Source organism: Curtobacterium sp. TXMA1 (assembly GCF_020162095.1).
Taxonomy (GTDB): Bacteria; Actinomycetota; Actinomycetes; order Actinomycetales; family Microbacteriaceae; genus Curtobacterium.
The window spans coordinates 2,967,662-2,985,848 of the sequence record NZ_CP083910.1 but is presented as its reverse complement, the minus strand read 5'-3'; the positions used below and the strand labels follow the sequence as shown (position 1 = coordinate 2,985,848).

Sequence of the window (18,187 nt, the reverse complement as noted above, 5' to 3'; positions counted from 1 at the left end):
TCTCAGCCGCGCAGCTCGCCGACGACGAAGTCGATCGCCCGCACGAGCTTCGCAACGTCGTCCGGGTCGATCGCGGTGAAGGTCGCGACGCGGAGCTGGTTGCGGCCGAGCTTCCGGTACGGCTCGGTGTCCACGATGCCGTTCGCACGGAGCGTGGCGGCCACGGCCCCGGCGTCGATCGTGTCGTCGAGGTCGATCGTCGCGACGACCTGCGACCGGTGCGCGGGGTCGGTGACGAACGGGGTGGCGTACTCGGAGGCCTCGGCCCAGTCGTAGATCGTCGACGACGAGGTCCGCGTCCGGGTGTCCGCCCACGCCAGACCGCCCGACTCGTTGATCCAGCTGACCTGGTCGTCGAGCAGCAGCAGGGTCGCGAGCGCCGGGGTGTTCAGCGTCTGGTCGAGCCGCGAGTTGTCCACGGCGTTCTTGAGCGACAGGAACTCCGGGACGTACCGGTCCGACGCGGCGATGCGCTCGACGCGCTCGATCGCGGCGGGGGAGAACAGCGCGAGCCACAGGCCGCCGTCCGAGGCGAAGTTCTTCTGCGGCGCGAAGTAGTAGACGTCGGTCGCCGAGACGTCGAACGCGGCACCGCCCGCGGCGCTCGTGGCGTCGACCACGGTGAGCGCGCCCTCGTCACCGGTGGCGCGGACGACCGGGGCCATGACACCTGTCGAGGTCTCGTTGTGCGGGTAGGCGTACACGTCGACGCCGTCCACCGGCTCGAGGGTGGCGAGCGAGCCGCCGGGTGCCTCGACGACGTGCGGGGCCTCGAGCCACGGGGTCTTCGTGGCCTTGGCGAACTTCGAGCCGAACTCGCCGAAGGACAGGTTCTCCGCACGGCGCTCGACGAGCCCGAAGGCGGCGGCGTCCCAGAACGCGGTCGAACCGCCGTTGCCGAGGACGACCTCGTAGCCGTCGGGGAGCTGGAAGAGGTCCGCGAGGCCGCGGCGGACGCTGCCGACGAGGTCCTTGACGGGCTTCTGTCGGTGGGACGTGCCGAGGATCGTCGCCCCGCGGGTCACGAGCGACTCGAGCTGCGCGCCGCGGATCTTGGACGGACCGCAGCCGAAGCGTCCGTCGGTCGGGAGGAGTTCGGCGGGGATGACGATGTCTGCCATGTGCCGATCCTAGCCAGCGGTATCCCACCCGCACCGACCCTGCACCGGCCGGACGGGGCGGACCCGCGCCGCGCCTGCAGGCCGGTGAGCGCGCCCCGCGGTGCGGTTTCGTCGCACCGCTCAAGTAGGGTGGATCGGGCTGGGCCCAGACATGAGAGGCGGACCGTGACCGATCTCGTCGACACCACGGAGATGTACCTGCGGACGATCCTCGACCTCGAGGAAGAGGGGATCGTGCCGCTGCGCGCGCGCATCTCCGAGCGGCTCGGACACTCCGGTCCCACCGTCTCGCAGACCATCGCGCGGATGGAGCGCGACGGCCTGGTCGTCGTCTCCGGCGACCGGCACCTCGAGCTCACCGGCGAGGGGCGGTCGCGTGCCACGCACGTGATGCGCAAGCACCGGTTGGCCGAGCGCCTGCTCGCGGACGTCATCGGCCTCGACTGGGCGTTCGTGCACGACGAGGCCTGCCGGTGGGAGCACGTGATGAGCGAGCAGGTCGAGGTGCGCCTGCTCGAGATGCTCGGCAATCCGACGGAGTCGCCCTACGGCAACCCGATCCCGGGCCTCGCGGAGATCGGCGGCCCTGCGGCGGAGCAGTTCCTCGACGGCGTGCAGAACATCGTCGCGGCGACCGACGGCACGGACGCCGTCGCGTCCGGTGTCGTCCGCCGGCTGGGGGAGCCCGTGCAGTTCGAGCCCGAGCTGCTGCACCAGCTGCGCACCGCCGGCGTCATGCCCGGCAGGGTCGCACGGGTCCAGCGGGCCGGTGCCTACGTCGCCGTGCGGATCGACGGTGAGGACGCCGGCATCGAGCTCCCGACCGAGGTCGCGCAGCACGTCTACATCGAGCGCGACTGACGGCCCGGGGCGCGCTCCGAGCCTGAGAATCGGCACAAGGTCGCGAGTGCTGACCGCTGCTGATCAGGGGTTCGTGATCGTTCCGTTACCGAACCGTCGTTTCATCTCGACAAGGTAACGACCCCCACGTACACTCGTCGAGTCCCCGGGCCGCCCACGAGGCCCTGGACCCGTGGCAGGACGTCTCGAACCCGTCTCCTGCCTCGATCGGAAACGATGACGAACGGATGGGGTCCGCCCCTCCGCCCTGACCCAGGCGGAGACGGTGACGAGACGCCGGAGACACCACCCTTGACGCAGACCGGTACCGCCGCGGACGGCCAGACGCCCGCGAACCCGACGAACACCGCGAACGACGCCCCGCTCACCCGGCGGGCCGCGCGCCAGATCGGGGCCCCCGCCCGTCGCATCACCCCCGTCCGCGACGCCCCGCTCCCCGGCGGCCGCCGAGCCACCCAGGCCGCCCGCGCCGCCGAGGCCGCCAAGGCGAGCAGCTCGGCCCGCAAGCGCCGCTTCCTGGCCCCCGTCGTGCTGACGGTCGCCGTCGGCATGTTCGGCACGGTCGCGGTCGCCCCGGCCGTCGCCGCCACGCAGCAGGGCGGTACCTCCGCCGCCGACGCGCAGCGCCAGGTGCGTGCGACCCAGGCGCAGCAGTTCTCGGTCTCCGACGCGGTCGCCCTCGCCGGGACCTCGCGTGACGGCTTCGGCGCCACCTCGCAGTCCACGCTCGACGCCGAGGCCGCGCAGAAGGCCGCCGCCGAGCAGGCTGCTGCCGCGCAGGCGCAGGCAGCGGCGACCCAGGCGGCGCGTGCGCAGACCGCGAAGCAGTACTCGTCGTACAGCGGCCCGTCCGCGAACGAGATCGCGACGACCGCGGCCGCCGCGAACACTCCGTTCTCGCTGCCGGCCGTCGTGGCCACCGCGAAGCAGTACATCGGTACCCCGTACGTCTTCGGCGGCGCCGACCCCTCCGGCTTCGACTGCTCGGGCTACATCATGTACGTGTACGCGCAGTACGGCATCAGCCTGGCGCACTCGGTCCCGCTGCAGGACGCCGCGGGCACCACGATCCCCGAGTCCCAGGCGCAGCCTGGCGACGTCGTCATCTTCAACGACGGGTCGCACGACGGCTTCTACATGGGCAACGGCATGATCATGGACGCGCCGAAGCCCGGCGGTTCCGTCTCGATCCGCCCGATCTGGACGAGCAACTACCACATCGTGCGCTTCGGGATCTGATCCCAGGAGCCCGCGCAGCGACGACGACGAGTGTGTCGTTCCCGTGAACAGTCCCGGAAACCGGCCCGCACACCCTCGTGCCGGGCCGGTTTCCGACGTAGCCTGGGGTTGCACCGGTCCGATCCGGCCCGAACACGGGAGACCTCATGTCAGCGTTCCGCACGACCCGCACCACGGGTCGGCGCGCGCTCGTGGACATACGGTCGACCGCCCCCTGCGTGCACCATCACGCACCTGCATGACGAGAGCACTGCCCATCCGGGTGGTGCTCTTCGTGGTTCAGGGCGTGGTCGCAGGTCGCGGTCCCCTGTCGACGTCGATCGACCCGACGCACCCGCAGCGCCTGGAAGCCGTCCAGGCACCGTCGGAAGGGAACCCATGCGCACTCTCGTCCTCAACGCCGGTTACGAGCCCCTCGCGGTGATCTCGGACCGACGGGCCCTCGTGCTGGTCATGAACCAGAAGGCCGCCGTCATCGCCGCCGACGTCGACCACCCGGTCACCGGGTCGACCGCGAGCTTCGATCGTCCGTCCGTCATCATCCTCACCCGCTACGTGCGCATCCCGCACGCGAGACTCGTGCCCGTCTCGCGTCGCGGGGTCCTGCGGCGTGACGCCAACCGCTGCGCGTACTGCGACCGGCACGCCACCACGATCGACCACGTGCAGCCGCGGTCGCGCGGCGGCCAGGACTCGTGGGAGAACCTCGTCGCCTGCTGCCTGGCGTGCAACAACACGAAGGGCGACCGCACCCCGCAGGAGATGGGGTGGCGGCTGCGGTTCCGGCCGAAGGCGCCGCACGGCGCGTCCTGGGTGGTCCGCGGGATCGAGCGTCCGCAGTCGGACTGGGACGAGTACCTGGTGGCCGCGTAGCGGCGGCTGTCGCCGGTGACGGACGGGAGGCGCGTGGCGGGGCCGCCCCGCGCCTCCCGTCCGTCCCCTGGTCGCATCGGGCGCGCGCGGTTGCGTGGTCGGATCGGGCATCCATGGCGGGATCGGGCGTACCTGGCGGGATCGGGCGTACCTGGTGGGATCGGGCGTACCTGGTGGTCGAGAACGACCCGGTACGCCCGATTCCGCTTTCCATCTCGCGTGTCCTGGGAAGGAACGGGCCGGCGTAGCGTGTGTGCCATGACTGAGGCGCCCGTGATCGACGATGCCGTGATCGACGACCTCCGGGCTCGGCTGCGGAGCACGCGATGGCCGGACGTGCCGGCCGGCACCGGGTGGTCGCTCGGCGTCGACGTCGACGAGCTCCGGCCGCTCGTCGAGTACTGGGCGGACGGGTTCGACTTCGGTGCCCACCGGGAGCAGCTCGCCGCGCTGCCCTCCGAATGGCACGTCGTCGACGGCATCCGGGTGCACGTCCTGCGCGCTCGGGCAGGTCGGCCGGATGCGCTCCCGCTGCTGCTCGCCCACGGCTGGCCGGACTCCGGGTGGCGGTACCGAAAGGTCCTGCCGATGCTCGTCGAGGCCGGGTTCGACGTCGTCGTGCCGGACATGCCCGGGTACGGGTTCTCGGCAGCGCCGCCGCGGGTGCTCGACGCCCGCGACGTCGCCGGCATGTGGGCGACGCTGATGACGGACCTCGGGTACGAGCGGTTCGCGGCGTCCGGTGGGGACATCGGCACGCACGTCGTCCGGTACCTCGCGCTCGACCACCCCGACCGGGTCGTCGCCGTGCACCGGATCGACGGCGGGCTGGCCTGGCCCGGGATCGACACCACGTCCCTGTCGTCGGCCGAACGGGCCTTCGTGCAGGAGACCGACCGGTGGCGGACCGCCGAGGGCGCCTACGCGATGATGCACCGCACCAAGCCGCAGACGGCCGCAGTCGGGCTGACCGACTCGCCTGCGGGGCTCGCCGCGTGGATCGTCGAGAAGCTCCGGACGTGGAGCGACTGCGGCGGGGACCTCTGGTCGGTGTACACGCGGGACGAGGTCCTCGCGCTGCTGACCGAGTACTGGGCCACGGCGACGATCGGGTCCTCGATGCGGATGTACCACGCGAACGCTGCGATCCCCGCCGAGCAGTTGAGCCGGCGGGTGGAGGTGCCGTCGGGCTTCTCGGTGTTCCCGGGTGACATCGTGCGGGCGCCGCGGGAGTGGCTCGAGCGCACGACGAACCTCGTGTACCACCACGAGCTCGACCGGGGCGGGCACTTCGCGCCGTTCGAGCAGCCGCAGCTGTTCGTGGACGAGGTCTGCGCGTTCCTGGAGCCCTACCGCCGCTAGAGTGGACGGGCCAGCCTCTGTAGCTCAACGGAAGAGCAGTTCCGTCCTAAGGAAACGGTTGGGGGTTCGAGTCCCTCCAGGGGCACCAGTAGTCGTGATGGGGGTTCGAGTCCCTGCAGTGCTGATCCAGGGGCACTCCTCACCCGCGATCTGTCACCAGGTTCTCCACAACCGTCGCCCTGGACGGTAGCGGGGTCCGTGCGCCCCGTACGATTGACCCCGTGTCCAAGGTCCTGAGCAGTCTCCCCGTCGGCGAACGAGTCGGCATCGCGTTCTCCGGAGGTCTCGACACCTCCTGCGCGGTCGCCTGGATGCGCGAGAAGGGAGCGGTGCCCTGCACGTACACGGCTGACATCGGCCAGTACGACGAGCCGGACATCGACGCCGTCCCGGGCCGTGCGAAGGAGTACGGCGCGGAGATCGCGCGCATCGTCGACGCGAAGAGCGCCCTGGTGGAGGAGGGCCTCGTCGCCCTGCAGACCGGCGCCTTCCACATCCGCTCCGGCGGCAAGACCTACTTCAACACGACCCCCCTCGGCCGTGCGGTCACGGGCACCATGCTCGTCCGCGCCATGAAGGAGGACGGTGTCGACATCTGGGGCGACGGCTCCACCTACAAGGGCAACGACATCGAGCGGTTCTACCGCTACGGCCTGATGGCGAACCCGCGCCTGCGCGTCTACAAGCCCTGGCTCGACACCGAGTTCGTCGAGGAGCTCGGCGGCCGCAAGGAGATGAGCGAGTGGCTCGTCGCTCGGGGCTTCCCGTACCGCGACTCCACCGAGAAGGCGTACTCGACCGACGCGAACATCTGGGGTGCCACGCACGAGGCGAAGAGCCTCGAGGAGCTCTCGAGCGGCCTGGACATCGTCGAGCCGATCATGGGCGTCGCCGCCTGGCGTGACGACGTCGAGGTCGCCACCGAAGAGGTCTCCGTCCGTTTCGAGGCCGGCCGTCCCGTCGCGATCAACGGCGTCGAGTACGCCGACGCCGTCGCGCTCGTGTACGAGGCGAACGCCATCGGCGGCCGTCACGGCCTCGGCGCGTCGGACCAGATCGAGAACCGCATCATCGAGGCGAAGAGCCGCGGCATCTACGAGGCGCCGGGCATGGCGCTGCTCCACATCGCCTACGAGCGCCTGCTCAACGCGATCCACAACGAGGACACGGTCGCGGCGTACCACAACGAGGGTCGCCGTCTCGGTCGCCTGATGTACGAGGGCCGCTGGCTCGACCCGCAGTCCCTCATGCTCCGCGAGTCGCTGCAGCGCTGGGTCGCCTCGGCGGTCACGGGCGAGGTCACGCTGCGCCTGCGTCGTGGCGACGACTACACGATCCTCGACACCACGGGTCCGGCACTGTCCTACCACCCGGACAAGCTGTCGATGGAGCGCGTCGGCGACGCCGCGTTCGGCCCGGACGACCGCATCGGGCAGCTCACGATGCGGAACCTCGACATCGCCGACTCGCGCTCGCGGCTCGAGCAGTACGCGGCCGCCGGACTCATCGGCGGCGCGACGGGCGAGCTCGTCGGGCAGCTGCAGTCCGGGGAGGCCGAGGAGATCCTCGGCGGGGCGGTCGTCGCCTCCGCGGCAGACGACGCGCTCGGTCGTGCGACGGACGCCGCGTCGGAGGGCGCCGCGTTCGACTCCGGCACCGACTGACCCGCACCGCGCCGACACGAACGGGAGCCCCTGCCACGCGCAGGGGCTCCCGTTCGTCGTACCCGCGGGCACCGGACGTCCGTGTCGGGCGCGCTATCCGACGTCGCGCGCGTCGATCGACCGGTGCGACGTCGTCCTGTGCGCGCGCATCGGATGCGTCCGCACGATGCGACATCGCGCGTGTCGAGCGACACGTGTGACGTCGCGGAAGGCGTGTCGACCGACCCGCCGCCTCGTGGGGGCGTCTACCGCCGCTCGGCGGTCTCCGGACGCTTCTGCCGCCACGGCTCCGCAGGCTGGTCCGGGCCGCCCCAGACCTGCACGGCACCCCACGCGGCTGCCAGGAGCGGCACCGAGATGATCGCGCCGGTGATGCCCGCGAGCACCGTGCCCGCAGTCAGACCGATCAGGATGACCAGCCCGTGCAGCTTCAGCGTCTTGCCCATCAGCACCGGCTGGAGCAGGTTGCCCTCGAGCTGGTTCACGAGCACCACGATGCCGACGACGATGAGCGCGGCGACGGGCCCGTTCGCGACGAGGGCGACGAGCGCAGCGAGGATGCCCGCAGCGGTGGCACCGACGATGGGGATGAACGCGGTGATGAACACGACGACGGCGAGGGGGAGTGCGAGCGGGACACCGACGATCGCCAGGCCGACGCCGATGCCGATCGCGTCCACCGCCGCGACGCTCGCCGTCCCGCGCACGTACCCGCCGAGGGTCTGCACGACCCGGTCGCCGACGCGACGGGCGCGGTCGTAGCGGGCGCCCGTGAAGGGTCGGAGGAGGAACTCCCAGATCGCCGGCCCGTCCTTGAGGAAGAAGAACAGCACCACGATCATCAGGACGAGCCCGGTCAGGAAGTTCGCCGTGGCCGATGCGCCGGCCAGGGCGCCGGAGCCGAACTGCGAGCTGGTCAGGAAGCCCTGCACCCCGTCGACGACCTGGTCGACCTGCTGGTCGGAGATCGAGAACGGCAGGTGGTCGACGGCGTCCTGCAGCTGCTGGAACCCGCTGATCGCGGACTTCTGCAGGTCGGGCCACTGGGCGATCACGGCGACGACGATGAGCCACCCGACCAGGCCGAGGACCACGAGGACACCGAGCAGCACCGCGAGGGTCGCGAGCACCGAGGGCACCTTGTGCCGGCGGAGCCAGGACACGACCGGGTGCATGGCGGAGGCGATGATCAGGGCGAGGAGCACGGGGATCGTCACGACGCTCAGGGTCGCGGCGGCGTACACGATGCCGATCGCGATCACGAGCACGATGATCACCTGCAGGCACCGGGTGGCGAGGCTCCCGAACCCGTCGGTCCACTTGCGGGTGAGCGGACCGGGTTGCCGGTCGGGGTCGGTGTGCGGGTTGCCGAACAGGGGCATGGGGCTCCTCGTGGGTCGTGCGGAGTCTTCACGCTACCGATGCGGCCGGTCCGCGGCCGGTGCCGTCCGGGGACGCCGCTAAGCGCATCGACCTGGACGCGCTCCGATCTCGCTCCTACCCTTGAGGCACCGGGTTCACTCACAGGGTTCCGTCGTCACGATGCCCTCGCGGTCCGCGAGGTCTGGCACAGCGGGACGGCCCGGTCGGATCCGGGGTGAGCAACACCTCGATGAAGGGCTGGTCCTCATGACCGCCACGTACCCGTGCCCCGCGCACCGCGACTTCTCGGCGGGTCACACCCGCACCGCCGCCTCCGTCTTCGCCGCCACGACCCTGCAGGTGCTCTCGTGACGCCCCGCCCGACCGAGGACTGGCACCGTCACGGCATGCGTTCACCGGAGGAGGTCGCCGAGCTGATCGCAGACCGTGTCGGTGGCACCTCGGATGCCGCCGTGCCAGCGGGCCCGGAGCACGACGAGCCCTCGTACGCGGACTTCCTCGGCGACCAGCTCTGACGCGGCGTCCCGAGGCGGATCCCCGGCCCGGCGCGAGCCCCCGTCCGGGCGGTCCCCCGGACGGGGGCTCGCGCCCCCGTCGCCGTGCGTGCATGATCCTCGGCAAGGGCCACGCGCCCCGTCCCGTCTCACCAGCGGGACCCTGGATCAGGAGGACCCGACGTGCACGACCACGACACCCATCCGTTCGACCGCCACATCGGCCCGCCGCACATCGAGCGCTTCCGGCTCACTCGGACCGACGAGACACTGCGCGTGGTCTGCACGTGCGCGATCGGCACCGACCACGACAACACCATCCGGCACCCCGCAGCCCCCACGGTCGCCTGAGTCGAGCGGGTGAACGCGAGCCGGGTGCTCCCGGTGAATCCGGACGGGTGCGCGCGAGCAGCGGGATACTGAACCCGTGCGTGAACTCCAAGCCACCATCGCCGCGGACCTCGACGTCCAGCCGACCATCGACCCCGAGCAGGAGGTCGCCCGACGCGTCGGGTTCCTCCGCGACTACCTGACCACCACCGGCGCGAAGGGCTACGTCCTCGCCGTCAGCGGTGGCCAGGACTCGACGCTCGCGGGTCGACTCACCCAGCTCGCCGTCGAGTCCCTCCGTGCCGAGGGTCGCGAGACCGAGTTCGTCACCGTCCGCATGCCGTACCGGGTGCAGGCCGACGAGGAGGACGCGCAGCTCGCGCTGCGGTTCATCGCGGCCGACCCGGGGATCGTCGTCAACATCGAGCACGGTGTCGACGGCGTCGTCCAGGACACGACCGAGGCGGGCGTGCCGCTGAGCGACTTCGTCAAGGGCAACGTCAAGGCCCGCACCCGGATGGTGGCGCAGTACGCCGTCGCGGGTCAGCGCGGCCTGCTCGTGGTCGGCACCGACCACGCGGCCGAGGCCGTGACGGGCTTCTTCACGAAGTACGGCGACGGTGGTGTGGACCTCACCCCCCTGACCGGGCTCACCAAGACCCAGGGTCGCCAGCTCCTCGAGCACCTCGGGGCGCCGGCGCGGCTGTACGAGAAGGCCCCGACCGCCGACCTGCTCGACGACCTGCCCGGACAGACCGACGAGGCGAACCTCGGACTGACCTACGCCGAGATCGACGCCTACCTGCAGGGGCACGACGTGCCGGACGAGGTCGCCGAGGCGATCGAGACGCGCTACCGCGCGACCGAGCACAAGCGCCGCGTGCCCGCCACTCCCTTCGACAGCTGGTGGCAGCAGGGCGCGTAGGCGCGCCCGCACTCGATCCGGCCGGGAGGCGCGGTGCAGGTCCGACCTGCACCGCGCCTCCCGTCTCGTCTGCGGCCGGAGCGTGTGGTCGCTCCGTTCTCCACAGCCCCGGTCGAGGGGCTGCCTCCCCGACGCCGCCGCTCCTAGGATGGGGGCAACGGAACAACAGATGCGGAATCCCGGTCGCGACCGACCGTGACGGGGCCGCTGGGGGGAATCATGGAAGTCCTGCTCGCGCTCGGTGCCGTCCCGCTGGTCATCGTGGGGATCATCGTCCTCGCCGTGATCGCGCTCGTGTACGCCAAGCTCGTCTACCGGAACGCCGGTGCCGACGAAGCACTCATCATCACCGGCAAGCGCTCGCGCAAGGTGCGGAACCCCGACGGCACCGAGACCGTCGAGTCGGGCATCAAGGTCGTGCTCGGCGCCGGCGTGCTCGTCCGTCCCTTCTTCGAGCGGGTGGCGAAGATCTCGCTGTCGTCGCGGGCCATCGACATCAACGTGAACGCGCAGGACTCCCGTGGTGTCACGATCGACGTCGAGGCGGTGGCGCTCGTCAAGGTGGGCGAGGCCGACGCCTCCATCCGTGCCGCGGCGCAGCGCTTCCTCGGCCAGGAGAAGAAGATCGACGACTTCGCCCGTGAGGTCCTGTCCGGGTCCCTCCGCGCCTCGATCGGTGCGACGGACGTGTCGACCATCATCCGCAACCGCGACCAGCTGACCGTCGCGGTGCTCGACGTCGCGAAGGACGCCCTGCACAGCCAGGGCCTCGACGTGGACTCCTTCGAGATCAAGGGCATCTCGGACCGCAACGACTACATCAGCGACCTCGGTCGTGCCGAGCGCGCCCGCGTCCGGCTCGAGGCCGAGAACGCCGAGGCGCAGGCCGACCGCGAGGCGCGCGAGGCCCGGGCGACCGCGGACCAGGCGATCGCCGAGGCCGAGAACACCCTGGCCATCCGTCGTGCGGCGCTGCAGCTCGATGCCGACCGCGCGTCGGCCGAGGCAGCTGCGGCGGGTCCGCTCGCGCAGGCGCGAGCGTCGCAGGGTGTGGTCGAGCAGGAGCAGATCACCGCGCAGAAGCGCGCCGAGCTCCGACGCGCCGAGCTCGAGTCCGAGGTCACGGCGGTGGCCGAGGCGAACGCGCGGAAGACCCGCGTCGAGGCCGAGGCCGCCGCGGCGGCCCAGGTCGAGACGGCCCGCGCCCAGGCCGAGGCCCGTCGCATCTCGGCCGAGGCGGTCGCGGCCGAGGCGCAGGCCGAGTCCGAGGCCCGCAAGCTCGCCGCCGACGCCTCCCGTGCCGAGGGCGAGGCGGCCGCCGACGCCATCCGCGCGAAGGGTCAGGCCGAAGCCGACGCGACCAAGGCGCAGGCCGACGCGCTCGCGCAGCACTCCGAGGCGGTGCTGCGGGTCAAGGCGATCGAGACCCTGCCGAGCATCGCACGCGAACTCGCCGCACCGATGAGCAACATCGACAAGCTCACCGTGGTGTCCTCGGACGGTGCCGGCGCCCTGTCGAAGAACGTGGTGAGCCAGTTCAGCGAGGTCGACGCGCTGCTCGGGACCACCGCCGGCTTCACGCTGAGCGACATCGTCAGGAGCACGACGATCGGCCAGGCCGCTGCCCGGGCGGTCGCGCGCGAACAGGACGCCGCACCGATCGACTGACGCGTGGCCTCGTGCGAGCGGGCGCGGTCGGGGTCAGCCCCGGTCGCGCCCGTCGTCGTCGTCGTGGTGTCGCTGCTGGGCGCCGGCGTCCTCGCGGAGGTCGCTGCGGACGTCGCCGCGGGTGTCGTCGCGAAGCTCGTCGATCGGTCCGTCGTCGGGCGACTCCTGCGGCTGACCCTGCAGCGCATCCCGCTCGGCGGCCAGACGCTGCTGCCACACGACACTGCGCGCCGCACCCTCGAGCACGTCCTCGACGTGGCCGCCGGTCTTGGCCGCGAGCGCGCCGCTCAGTCCGGCCGTGAGCGTCCCGCCAGCCGACGCGAGTCGCTCGACGACCTCCTCCTGCCGGGGCGTCAACGGCTCGTCGACCATGCTGTCCACGGTCTCGCGGATGTTCTCCTCGCTGGCGTCGAGCGAGGCGTCGTCCCCGGCGTGCAGGGCGGCGGCCTCGCCGACGACGACGAGTCCGAGCCGTGCGGCGTCGTCCTCGGGACGGGGGCGGTCGTTCTCGTCGGTCATGGCGGGGACGCTACGCCCCGGGCGATGTGCGGCCGTCAGCCCGCTGTCCCCCCCCCCCCCGCCCTGCCCGTGCTCGGACGAGGCGTGCCCGTAGCCGTGGCGTGGACGACGAAGGACCCCGGACCGTGTGGCGGTCCGGGGTCCTTCGTCGTGCGTGTCCGACGCCCCCACATCGGTCAGCGGTGTGTGCAGCCGATCAGCGGCGCGCACCCCGACCGGCGAAGCGCGTGTAGAGGAACAGCACGATGACGGCACCGATGATCGAGCCGATGATGCCGGCGGGCTGGAAGAAGCCGTCCATCGGGTCGTGCTGGAAGATCAGGAAGCCGAGGAAGCCTCCGACGAACGATCCGATGATGCCGAGCACGATCGTCATGAGGATCGACATCTGCTGCTTGCCGGGGATGATCAGCCGGGCGAGGGCGCCGGCGATGAGTCCGATGATGATGAGGCTGATGATGAGACCGAGCACGGGGTCCTCCTTTGGTCAGACCCGCCGCGGTCCGGGGGTGTCCGCGGTCGTGGTCGGCCCCCGATTGAACTCCGGTCGTCCCCAGCGTGCTCACAGCCTGCGCGGAGGTACAGGCCCGGGCGGCGATCAGGCCGCGCCGGCGGCCTCGAGTTCGGCCTGCAGCTCGGCGTCCGAGGGCTCCACGAAGTGCTTGCCGTTCGGCAGCACCACGACGGGGATGTTCTTCCGACCGCTGATCGCCTCGGCACGGTCGGCTGCGGAGAGGTCGGCCTCGACGTCCACGTAGTCGTAGTCGACCCCGAGCCGATCGAGGAGCGCCTTCGACCGTCGGCAGTCGCGGCACCAGTCCGCCCCGAACATGGTCACCTTGTCGAACGTCGCATCAGTCATGTCCGTACAGTACGTCGGACCGCGGCCGGACATTCCCGCGACCGACTCCCGCGCCGGGGAGCACGATGGCGCCATGACCGCGATGACGGACGGCGCCGTCCACCCGCACCACCGCCACGGCTGGTGGTGGAAGACCCTGCTCGCCGGCTTCCTGCTGTGGGCAGCCACCATCGTCGTCACCGTCGTGACGAGCAACACGAACCTCGTGCCGACGATCATCCTGCTCGGCAGCTTCCTCGTCCCGTTCACCGTCGTGCTCTTCGTCATCGAACGGGTGACGGGCACCGTGAGCACGATGCAGCTCGTCACGGCGTTCTTCGTCGGCGGGATCCTCGGCGTGCTCGGCGCGTCACTGCTCGAGGCCGACCTGCGCCAGGACGCCTTCGTCTTCGTGCTGGTCGGCTTCGTCGAGGAGTTCGTCAAGGCCGTCCTGCTCCTCGTCGTCGGGTGGCGGGTCCGGCCGAAGTCCGCGCGGCAAGGGGCCCTGCTCGGTGCGACCGTCGGCGCGGGGTTCGCCGCCTTCGAGTCCGCGGGCTACGCCTTCAACGCCGCGATCACCCAGCGCGGCATCGACCTGTACTCCCTGCTGCAGACCGAGGTGGTCCGTGCCGTCCTGTCCCCGGTCGGCCACGTGCTCTGGACGGCGATCGTCGGCGCGGTGCTGTTCGGTGCGGCCCGTGGCGGCGTCCGGTTCCGCTGGTCGTGGTGGATCCCGGGCGCCTACGTCGTCGCGGCGGTGCTGCACGGGCTGTGGGACAGCAACGGGACCCTCTCGACGCTGCTCGCGTTCGTCCTCACCGGCACGCCGCTGTCCGCCGCGGCCGCAGGGACGGTGCCGCCGGGCCTCGCCGGCATCGCGACGACCCTGTACGTGGTGGGCCTGGCCGTCGTGACCGCGATCGGCGTGCTCGTGCTCGTCGCGGTGCTCCTGCACCACCGACGGGCGGAGCGCGCGCGGGGTCTCGTCGACCGTGACGCTGCCGTGCCGGTGTGGACGACGACCCCGCCGCCGCACGCGCTCTGACCGAACGCGCTCCGACCGCGGAAGGCGACGCCCGCGCGCGACGCCCAGCACACCCGGCCGCCCGCGCGACACCGGCCGGACTCCCGCGCCCCCTACGATGGCCCCATGCCGCAGCGACCCGAGCCCGAGCGGGCCGCCTGGGCCTCCGCCGCGGTCCGTCGCTTCGCTGCGGCGACGAACCTGCTCGTCGCCGGCCGCACGGTCCGCGTGCTCGGCGGCGATCCCCGCGACGCCGCGGCGCTCGTCGCGCTGCTCACCGGGCTCGGTGCGCGCGACGCCGCGGACGTCGGAGCGATCGACCAGCTCTGGTGCCTCGGCGACCCGGATGAATCGACGGCCGCCGTCGAACGCGAGGCCGACCGCCCGCGGGGCGCCACCCTCGTCGTCGTGGACGCCGGCCGGTACGCCCCCGCGGTCGACGAGGACGCCTTCGGCCCGGTCGCCCCGGCCCGGCCCGGGGTGCTCGCGGTGCCGACGCTGTCGGACGACGTCTTCCTCGTCTCCACGGGACGGGAACCCGAGGCCGACCCGGCCGCCGAGGCACGCATCCGCTGGGCCCGGCGGCACATGCCGGTTGCCCGCGCGACCGCCGCGGAGCTCCGCGACGGCGGCCTGCTCCACGGCACCAGGGTCGGCGTCGCGATGGTGCTCGAGCCGAAGACCGCCGTGCTCAGCCTGCTCCTGCGCGAGGCCGGTGCCGAGGTCGTCGTGTACGCCCACGCCGACGAGACCGACGACGCGGTCGCCGACGTGCTCCGCCGCAGCGGTCTGCCGGTGCACGCGGACAGCACGGCGTCGCTCGACGAGCAGCACCGCCTCGCACTCGCGATGCTCGACACCCGACCGCACGTGCTCCTCGACGACGGCTCCCACCTGATCCGCCTCGCGCACCAGGAGCGGCCCGACCTGCTCCCGACGATGCTCGGCGCGGCGGAGGAGACGACGAGCGGCCTCCGCCCCGTGCGCATCATGGCCGAACGCGGCGAGCTCGGCATCCCGGTGGTCGCCGTGAACGACGCCCGCACGAAGACGCTCTTCGACAACCGCTTCGGCACCGGCCAGTCGACGGTGTTCGCCACCCTCGACCTGGTCGACGCGCTCCCGTCCGGCGCGCACCGCGTCCGGTCTGGAGGCGCGGCCGTCGTCGCCGGGTTCGGTCCCGTCGGCGAGGGGGTCGCCCAGGTCCTCGTCGCGCTCGGCTTCCGGGTCACCGTCGCCGAGGTCGACCCGGTCCGCGCCCTGCAGGCGCGCTTCGCCGGGCACGCGGTCGCGCCGCTCGTCGACGCGGTCCGCGACGCCGACCTCGTGGTGAGCGCCTCCGGGGTCGCGGACACCGTGGACCACGCGGTGCTGCGGGCCTGCGCCGCCGGATCGGTGGTGTCCGTCGCCGGAGGCGTCGACGACGAGGTCGCCCTGACCGCGGCGACCGGCGCCGGCGCGGTCCGGACGACCCTGGCGCACCACGTGGAGCGCCTGACCTGGCCGGACGGCCACCACGTGCTCGTGCTCGCCGGGGGCAGCGGGGTGAACACGAGCGCCGCCGAGGGCAACCCGGTCGAGATCATGGACCTGTCCTTCGCGGTGCAGCTCGGCGCCCTGCGGATGCTGCTCGAACGCGGCGACGAGCTCCCGCGCGCCGTCGTGCCGGTCGACCCGGCAGTGGACGCCGCGACCGCCCGCGTGGCGCTCGCCGCCTGGGGGAGCCGGGTCGCGCCTCTCCCCACCGGCACGGCCGGTCTGCCGCTGGCGCGTCAGCCCGGAACCGGCGGCGTGGGCCCTGTCCGCATCGCCGAACAGCCCGCCGGCCGCGAGCCGGACGTCCGGACGCACCGCTTCGGGACGCCCCGGTGACGGCCCCGTCCGTCGTCGTGCACTCGGCGCGCGTCGTCGTCCCGATGACGGCGCCGCCGATCGCCGACGGGGCGGTCGCGGTGCAGGACGGACGGATCCTGCACGTCGGCGACCGGTCCTGGGTCGTCGACCAGCTCGACGCAGCCGGGCGCACGTGGACGGAGCGTCGGTGGCGGGGCGCGCTCCTGCCGGGGCTCGTCAACGCGCACACGCACCTGCAGTACACCGGCATGTCCAGTGTCGGGCAGCGGCAGTACAGCGGTTTCGAGGACTGGGCAGCGGCCTTCAACGACGACTACGCGCTCCCGCACGACTGGCGGGCCGAGGCGTCCGCGGGGGCGGTCGCGTCGATCGCGGCGGGTGTCACGAGCATCGCGGACGTGGTGACCGACATCGAGGCGGCGGACGTCCTGGAGCGGCACGGTCTCGGCGGCATCGCCTACTGGGAGGTCATGGACTGGGAGAACGCGGCGTGGGACTCCCACGGGCGCGCCCGGGTCCTCGACGAGCTCGCGCGCATCCCGACGACGCCGGGCGCCGGACTGTCGCCGCACGCGCCGTACTCCCTCGACGTCGCGCCGCTGCTCGAGCTCCCCGACATCGTGCGCCAACGGGGCCTCCGGCTGCACCTGCACCTGGGTGAGGCGGCGTTCGAGGGGGAGCGGGTCGCGCTCGGACCGGTCCCGGGGCTCGAGGGAGTCGACGGTGTCGGGCACACCGCGGACTGGCACCTGGCGAACGTGCCGTCCTTCCGGGCCATGCGCGCGCTCGGGTTCGGCGCCAGCGCCACGGCGTTCGTCGACCGCCTGGGCGTGCTCGGACCCGACTGCCACATCGCCCACGGCGTGTACGTGACGGCGTCCGACCGGGCGCTGCTGCGGGCACGTGGCACCGCGGTCGCGCTCTGCCCGCGGTCGAACGCCGTCATCGGCCTCGACCCGCCACCCGTCGCCGACTACCTGCGCGAGGGCAGCCCGATCGCGATCGGCACGGACTCGTTGTCGTCGTCACCGTCCCTCGACCCGATGGCCGACGTCACCGCACTGCACCGGATCGCCCGTTCGCAGGGGTACGGCCACCGCGACCTGCACGAGCGGTTGCTCGCAGCGGCGACCCTCGGTGGTGCCCACGCCATGGGGCTGGCGGTCGGACCCGACCGGACCGGACACCTCGCCGTGGGCGCACGCGCCGACCTGGCGGTCTTCGACGTCGACGCCCGCACCGTGCCCGACGCGCTCGCCGAACTCGTCGAGGACGGGGCCGGCCGTGCCGTCGCGACCGTGGTCCGGGGCGTCGTGCGAGCCACCGACGGCATCGTGCACCCGACCGTGCTCGATGCTCGCTCCGCATCCGCGCCGGTGCCCGAGCTCGCTGCCGGCCCCGTCGACGCGCCCACGCCCGTCCCCGCGCCCGTCCGCGCGCCCGACCCCGACCCCGCCCGTCCCCAGGAGGAACGATGACCGACACCGCACCCCGTCCCGGCATGGTCGCCCGCCGCACCGTCGGCGGCGAGCTGATCGAGTGGCTCGACGTCCCGCAGCGCGCCGCCGCCCTCGGCATGGACCCGCACCCGGAGGGCGGCTGGTACGTCCGCACGTGGACCTCGCCGTCGACCGTCGACACCCCGGCCGGCGAGCGCCCCGCCGCGACCCTGATCCACTTCCTGCTGCCCCCGGGCGAGGCCTCGGCCTGGCACCGCGTGACGAGCGACGAGATCTGGATGTGGCACGGGCCGGACACCGTCGTGCTCGAACTCGGCGGGTCGGGTGACCGCCCGGAGCCCGGCGACCGGATCACCCTCGGCCCGGACGCCGGGAGGCACCGGCTGCACGACGCCCAGGCCTTCGTGCGTGGCGGTGTCTGGCAGCGCACCCTGCCCGGTGACGGCGAGGTGCTCCTCAGCTGCATGGTCTCGCCGGGCTTCTCGTTCGACGACTTCACGATGGCGTAGCGACCGGCGTCGCGGGCGGTCATCCGCATCGCGCTGGTATCCCAGCCACCGGTACACTGC

Annotated in this window: 18 protein-coding genes and 1 tRNA gene; 14 read left to right on the top strand and 5 right to left on the bottom strand. The window is 72.4% G+C overall.

The annotated features are described in order from the left end of the window. Positions 1-2 precede the first annotated feature (2 nt). Positions 3-1,121, bottom strand: coding sequence for a phosphoserine transaminase (gene serC / locus LCG91_RS14090; RefSeq protein ID WP_224441777.1), 1,119 nt, complete (start codon positions 1,119-1,121; stop codon positions 3-5). A gap of 165 nt (positions 1,122-1,286) precedes the next feature. Here serC and LCG91_RS14085 point away from each other — a divergent pair, with 165 nt between their 5' ends. The 6 genes from LCG91_RS14085 to argG all read left to right on the top strand — a co-directional run bounded on the left by LCG91_RS14085 (position 1,287) and on the right by argG (position 7,120). Continuing rightward, positions 1,287-1,982, top strand: coding sequence for a metal-dependent transcriptional regulator (locus LCG91_RS14085; RefSeq protein WP_137768274.1), 696 nt, complete (start codon positions 1,287-1,289; stop codon positions 1,980-1,982). A 291-nt stretch (positions 1,983-2,273) separates the two neighbouring features. Then, positions 2,274-3,221, top strand: coding sequence for a C40 family peptidase (locus LCG91_RS16480; RefSeq protein ID WP_318010441.1), 948 nt, complete (start codon positions 2,274-2,276; stop codon positions 3,219-3,221). A 378-nt stretch (positions 3,222-3,599) separates the two neighbouring features. Further along, positions 3,600-4,094: an HNH endonuclease gene (locus LCG91_RS14075; protein WP_224441776.1), complete on the top strand. Its 495-nt coding sequence runs from the start codon at positions 3,600-3,602 to the stop codon at positions 4,092-4,094. A 258-nt stretch (positions 4,095-4,352) separates the two neighbouring features. After that, on the top strand, positions 4,353-5,456 hold the full coding sequence (locus LCG91_RS14070; RefSeq protein WP_224441775.1) for an epoxide hydrolase family protein: 1,104 nt from the start codon (positions 4,353-4,355) through the stop codon (positions 5,454-5,456). Between the two features lie 13 nt (positions 5,457-5,469). Continuing rightward, positions 5,470-5,544, top strand: a tRNA-Arg gene (locus LCG91_RS14065). A gap of 133 nt (positions 5,545-5,677) precedes the next feature. Next, entirely contained in the window at positions 5,678-7,120 is a 1,443-nt protein-coding gene (argG, locus tag LCG91_RS14060) for an argininosuccinate synthase (RefSeq protein WP_058729646.1), read from the top strand. 245 nt (positions 7,121-7,365) lie between these two features. Here argG and LCG91_RS14055 read toward each other — a convergent pair whose 3' ends face one another. Further along, the gene (locus tag LCG91_RS14055) at positions 7,366-8,502 is read right to left on the bottom strand and encodes an AI-2E family transporter (protein ID WP_224441774.1); all 1,137 of its coding nucleotides are present in this window, start codon (positions 8,500-8,502) and stop codon (positions 7,366-7,368) included. Between the two features lie 387 nt (positions 8,503-8,889). Between LCG91_RS14055 and LCG91_RS16445 the strand changes: the two genes are divergently transcribed. The 4 genes from LCG91_RS16445 (at position 8,890) to LCG91_RS14040 (ending at position 11,920) form a co-directional block, all read left to right on the top strand. Further along, a complete protein-coding gene (locus tag LCG91_RS16445) occupies positions 8,890-9,018 on the top strand; it encodes a hypothetical protein (protein ID WP_263480165.1) in 129 nt (42 codons plus the stop codon). Between the two features lie 162 nt (positions 9,019-9,180). Beyond that, on the top strand, positions 9,181-9,348 hold the full coding sequence (locus LCG91_RS14050; protein ID WP_161968445.1) for a hypothetical protein: 168 nt from the start codon (positions 9,181-9,183) through the stop codon (positions 9,346-9,348). A gap of 76 nt (positions 9,349-9,424) precedes the next feature. Next, entirely contained in the window at positions 9,425-10,252 is an 828-nt protein-coding gene (gene nadE / locus LCG91_RS14045) for an ammonia-dependent NAD(+) synthetase (RefSeq protein ID WP_058750655.1), read from the top strand. A 219-nt stretch (positions 10,253-10,471) separates the two neighbouring features. Then, positions 10,472-11,920, top strand: a complete 1,449-nt coding sequence (locus LCG91_RS14040) for a flotillin family protein (protein ID WP_224441773.1) — start codon at positions 10,472-10,474, stop codon at positions 11,918-11,920. A 33-nt stretch (positions 11,921-11,953) separates the two neighbouring features. Here LCG91_RS14040 and LCG91_RS14035 read toward each other — a convergent pair whose 3' ends face one another. From LCG91_RS14035 to LCG91_RS14025, 3 genes are all read right to left on the bottom strand, one after another. Continuing rightward, entirely contained in the window at positions 11,954-12,439 is a 486-nt protein-coding gene (locus LCG91_RS14035) for a hypothetical protein (RefSeq protein ID WP_224441772.1), read from the bottom strand. Between the two features lie 196 nt (positions 12,440-12,635). Further along, positions 12,636-12,911 carry a GlsB/YeaQ/YmgE family stress response membrane protein gene (locus LCG91_RS14030; protein ID WP_058730098.1) on the bottom strand — a complete coding sequence of 92 codons (276 nt, stop codon included), beginning with the start codon at positions 12,909-12,911 and terminating at the stop codon, positions 12,636-12,638. A gap of 126 nt (positions 12,912-13,037) precedes the next feature. After that, positions 13,038-13,301 carry a glutaredoxin family protein gene (locus LCG91_RS14025; protein ID WP_224441771.1) on the bottom strand — a complete coding sequence of 88 codons (264 nt, stop codon included), beginning with the start codon at positions 13,299-13,301 and terminating at the stop codon, positions 13,038-13,040. A gap of 73 nt (positions 13,302-13,374) precedes the next feature. On the opposite strand from LCG91_RS14025, the gene LCG91_RS14020 reads away from it, so the two are divergent. From LCG91_RS14020 to LCG91_RS14005, 4 genes are all read left to right on the top strand, one after another. After that, positions 13,375-14,325 (top strand): PrsW family intramembrane metalloprotease, encoded by a 951-nt coding sequence (locus LCG91_RS14020; protein ID WP_224441770.1) that lies wholly within the window; start codon positions 13,375-13,377, stop codon positions 14,323-14,325. Between the two features lie 105 nt (positions 14,326-14,430). After that, positions 14,431-16,176 (top strand): adenosylhomocysteinase, encoded by a 1,746-nt coding sequence (locus LCG91_RS14015; RefSeq protein ID WP_224441769.1) that lies wholly within the window; start codon positions 14,431-14,433, stop codon positions 16,174-16,176. After that, positions 16,173-17,636, top strand: coding sequence for an amidohydrolase family protein (locus tag LCG91_RS14010; protein ID WP_318010440.1), 1,464 nt, complete (start codon positions 16,173-16,175; stop codon positions 17,634-17,636). Before LCG91_RS14015 ends, LCG91_RS14010 begins: the two co-directional genes overlap by 4 nt. Beyond that, positions 17,633-18,127: a cupin domain-containing protein gene (locus tag LCG91_RS14005; protein WP_224441768.1), complete on the top strand. Its 495-nt coding sequence runs from the start codon at positions 17,633-17,635 to the stop codon at positions 18,125-18,127. The genes LCG91_RS14010 and LCG91_RS14005 overlap by 4 nt, the downstream gene beginning before the upstream one ends. Positions 18,128-18,187 lie beyond the last annotated feature (60 nt).

What these genes read in the sequence shown, in the direction of transcription:
- LCG91_RS14025 (WP_224441771.1), bottom strand. Translation starts at nt 13,301, where the DNA reads ATGACTGATGCGACGTTCGACAAGGTGACCATGTTCGGGGCGGACTGG.
- LCG91_RS14075 (WP_224441776.1), top strand. Translation starts at nt 3,600, where the DNA reads ATGCGCACTCTCGTCCTCAACGCCGGTTACGAGCCCCTCGCGGTGATC.
- LCG91_RS14005 (WP_224441768.1), top strand. Translation starts at nt 17,633, where the DNA reads ATGACCGACACCGCACCCCGTCCCGGCATGGTCGCCCGCCGCACCGTC.
- LCG91_RS14020 (WP_224441770.1), top strand. Translation starts at nt 13,375, where the DNA reads ATGACCGCGATGACGGACGGCGCCGTCCACCCGCACCACCGCCACGGC.
- LCG91_RS14035 (WP_224441772.1), bottom strand. Translation starts at nt 12,439, where the DNA reads ATGACCGACGAGAACGACCGCCCCCGTCCCGAGGACGACGCCGCACGG.
- LCG91_RS14070 (WP_224441775.1), top strand. Translation starts at nt 4,353, where the DNA reads ATGACTGAGGCGCCCGTGATCGACGATGCCGTGATCGACGACCTCCGG.
- LCG91_RS14040 (WP_224441773.1), top strand. Translation starts at nt 10,472, where the DNA reads ATGGAAGTCCTGCTCGCGCTCGGTGCCGTCCCGCTGGTCATCGTGGGG.
- serC (WP_224441777.1), bottom strand. Translation starts at nt 1,121, where the DNA reads ATGGCAGACATCGTCATCCCCGCCGAACTCCTCCCGACCGACGGACGC.
- LCG91_RS16445 (WP_263480165.1), top strand. Translation starts at nt 8,890, where the DNA reads ATGCGTTCACCGGAGGAGGTCGCCGAGCTGATCGCAGACCGTGTCGGT.
- LCG91_RS14015 (WP_224441769.1), top strand. Translation starts at nt 14,431, where the DNA reads ATGCCGCAGCGACCCGAGCCCGAGCGGGCCGCCTGGGCCTCCGCCGCG.
- LCG91_RS14055 (WP_224441774.1), bottom strand. Translation starts at nt 8,502, where the DNA reads ATGCCCCTGTTCGGCAACCCGCACACCGACCCCGACCGGCAACCCGGT.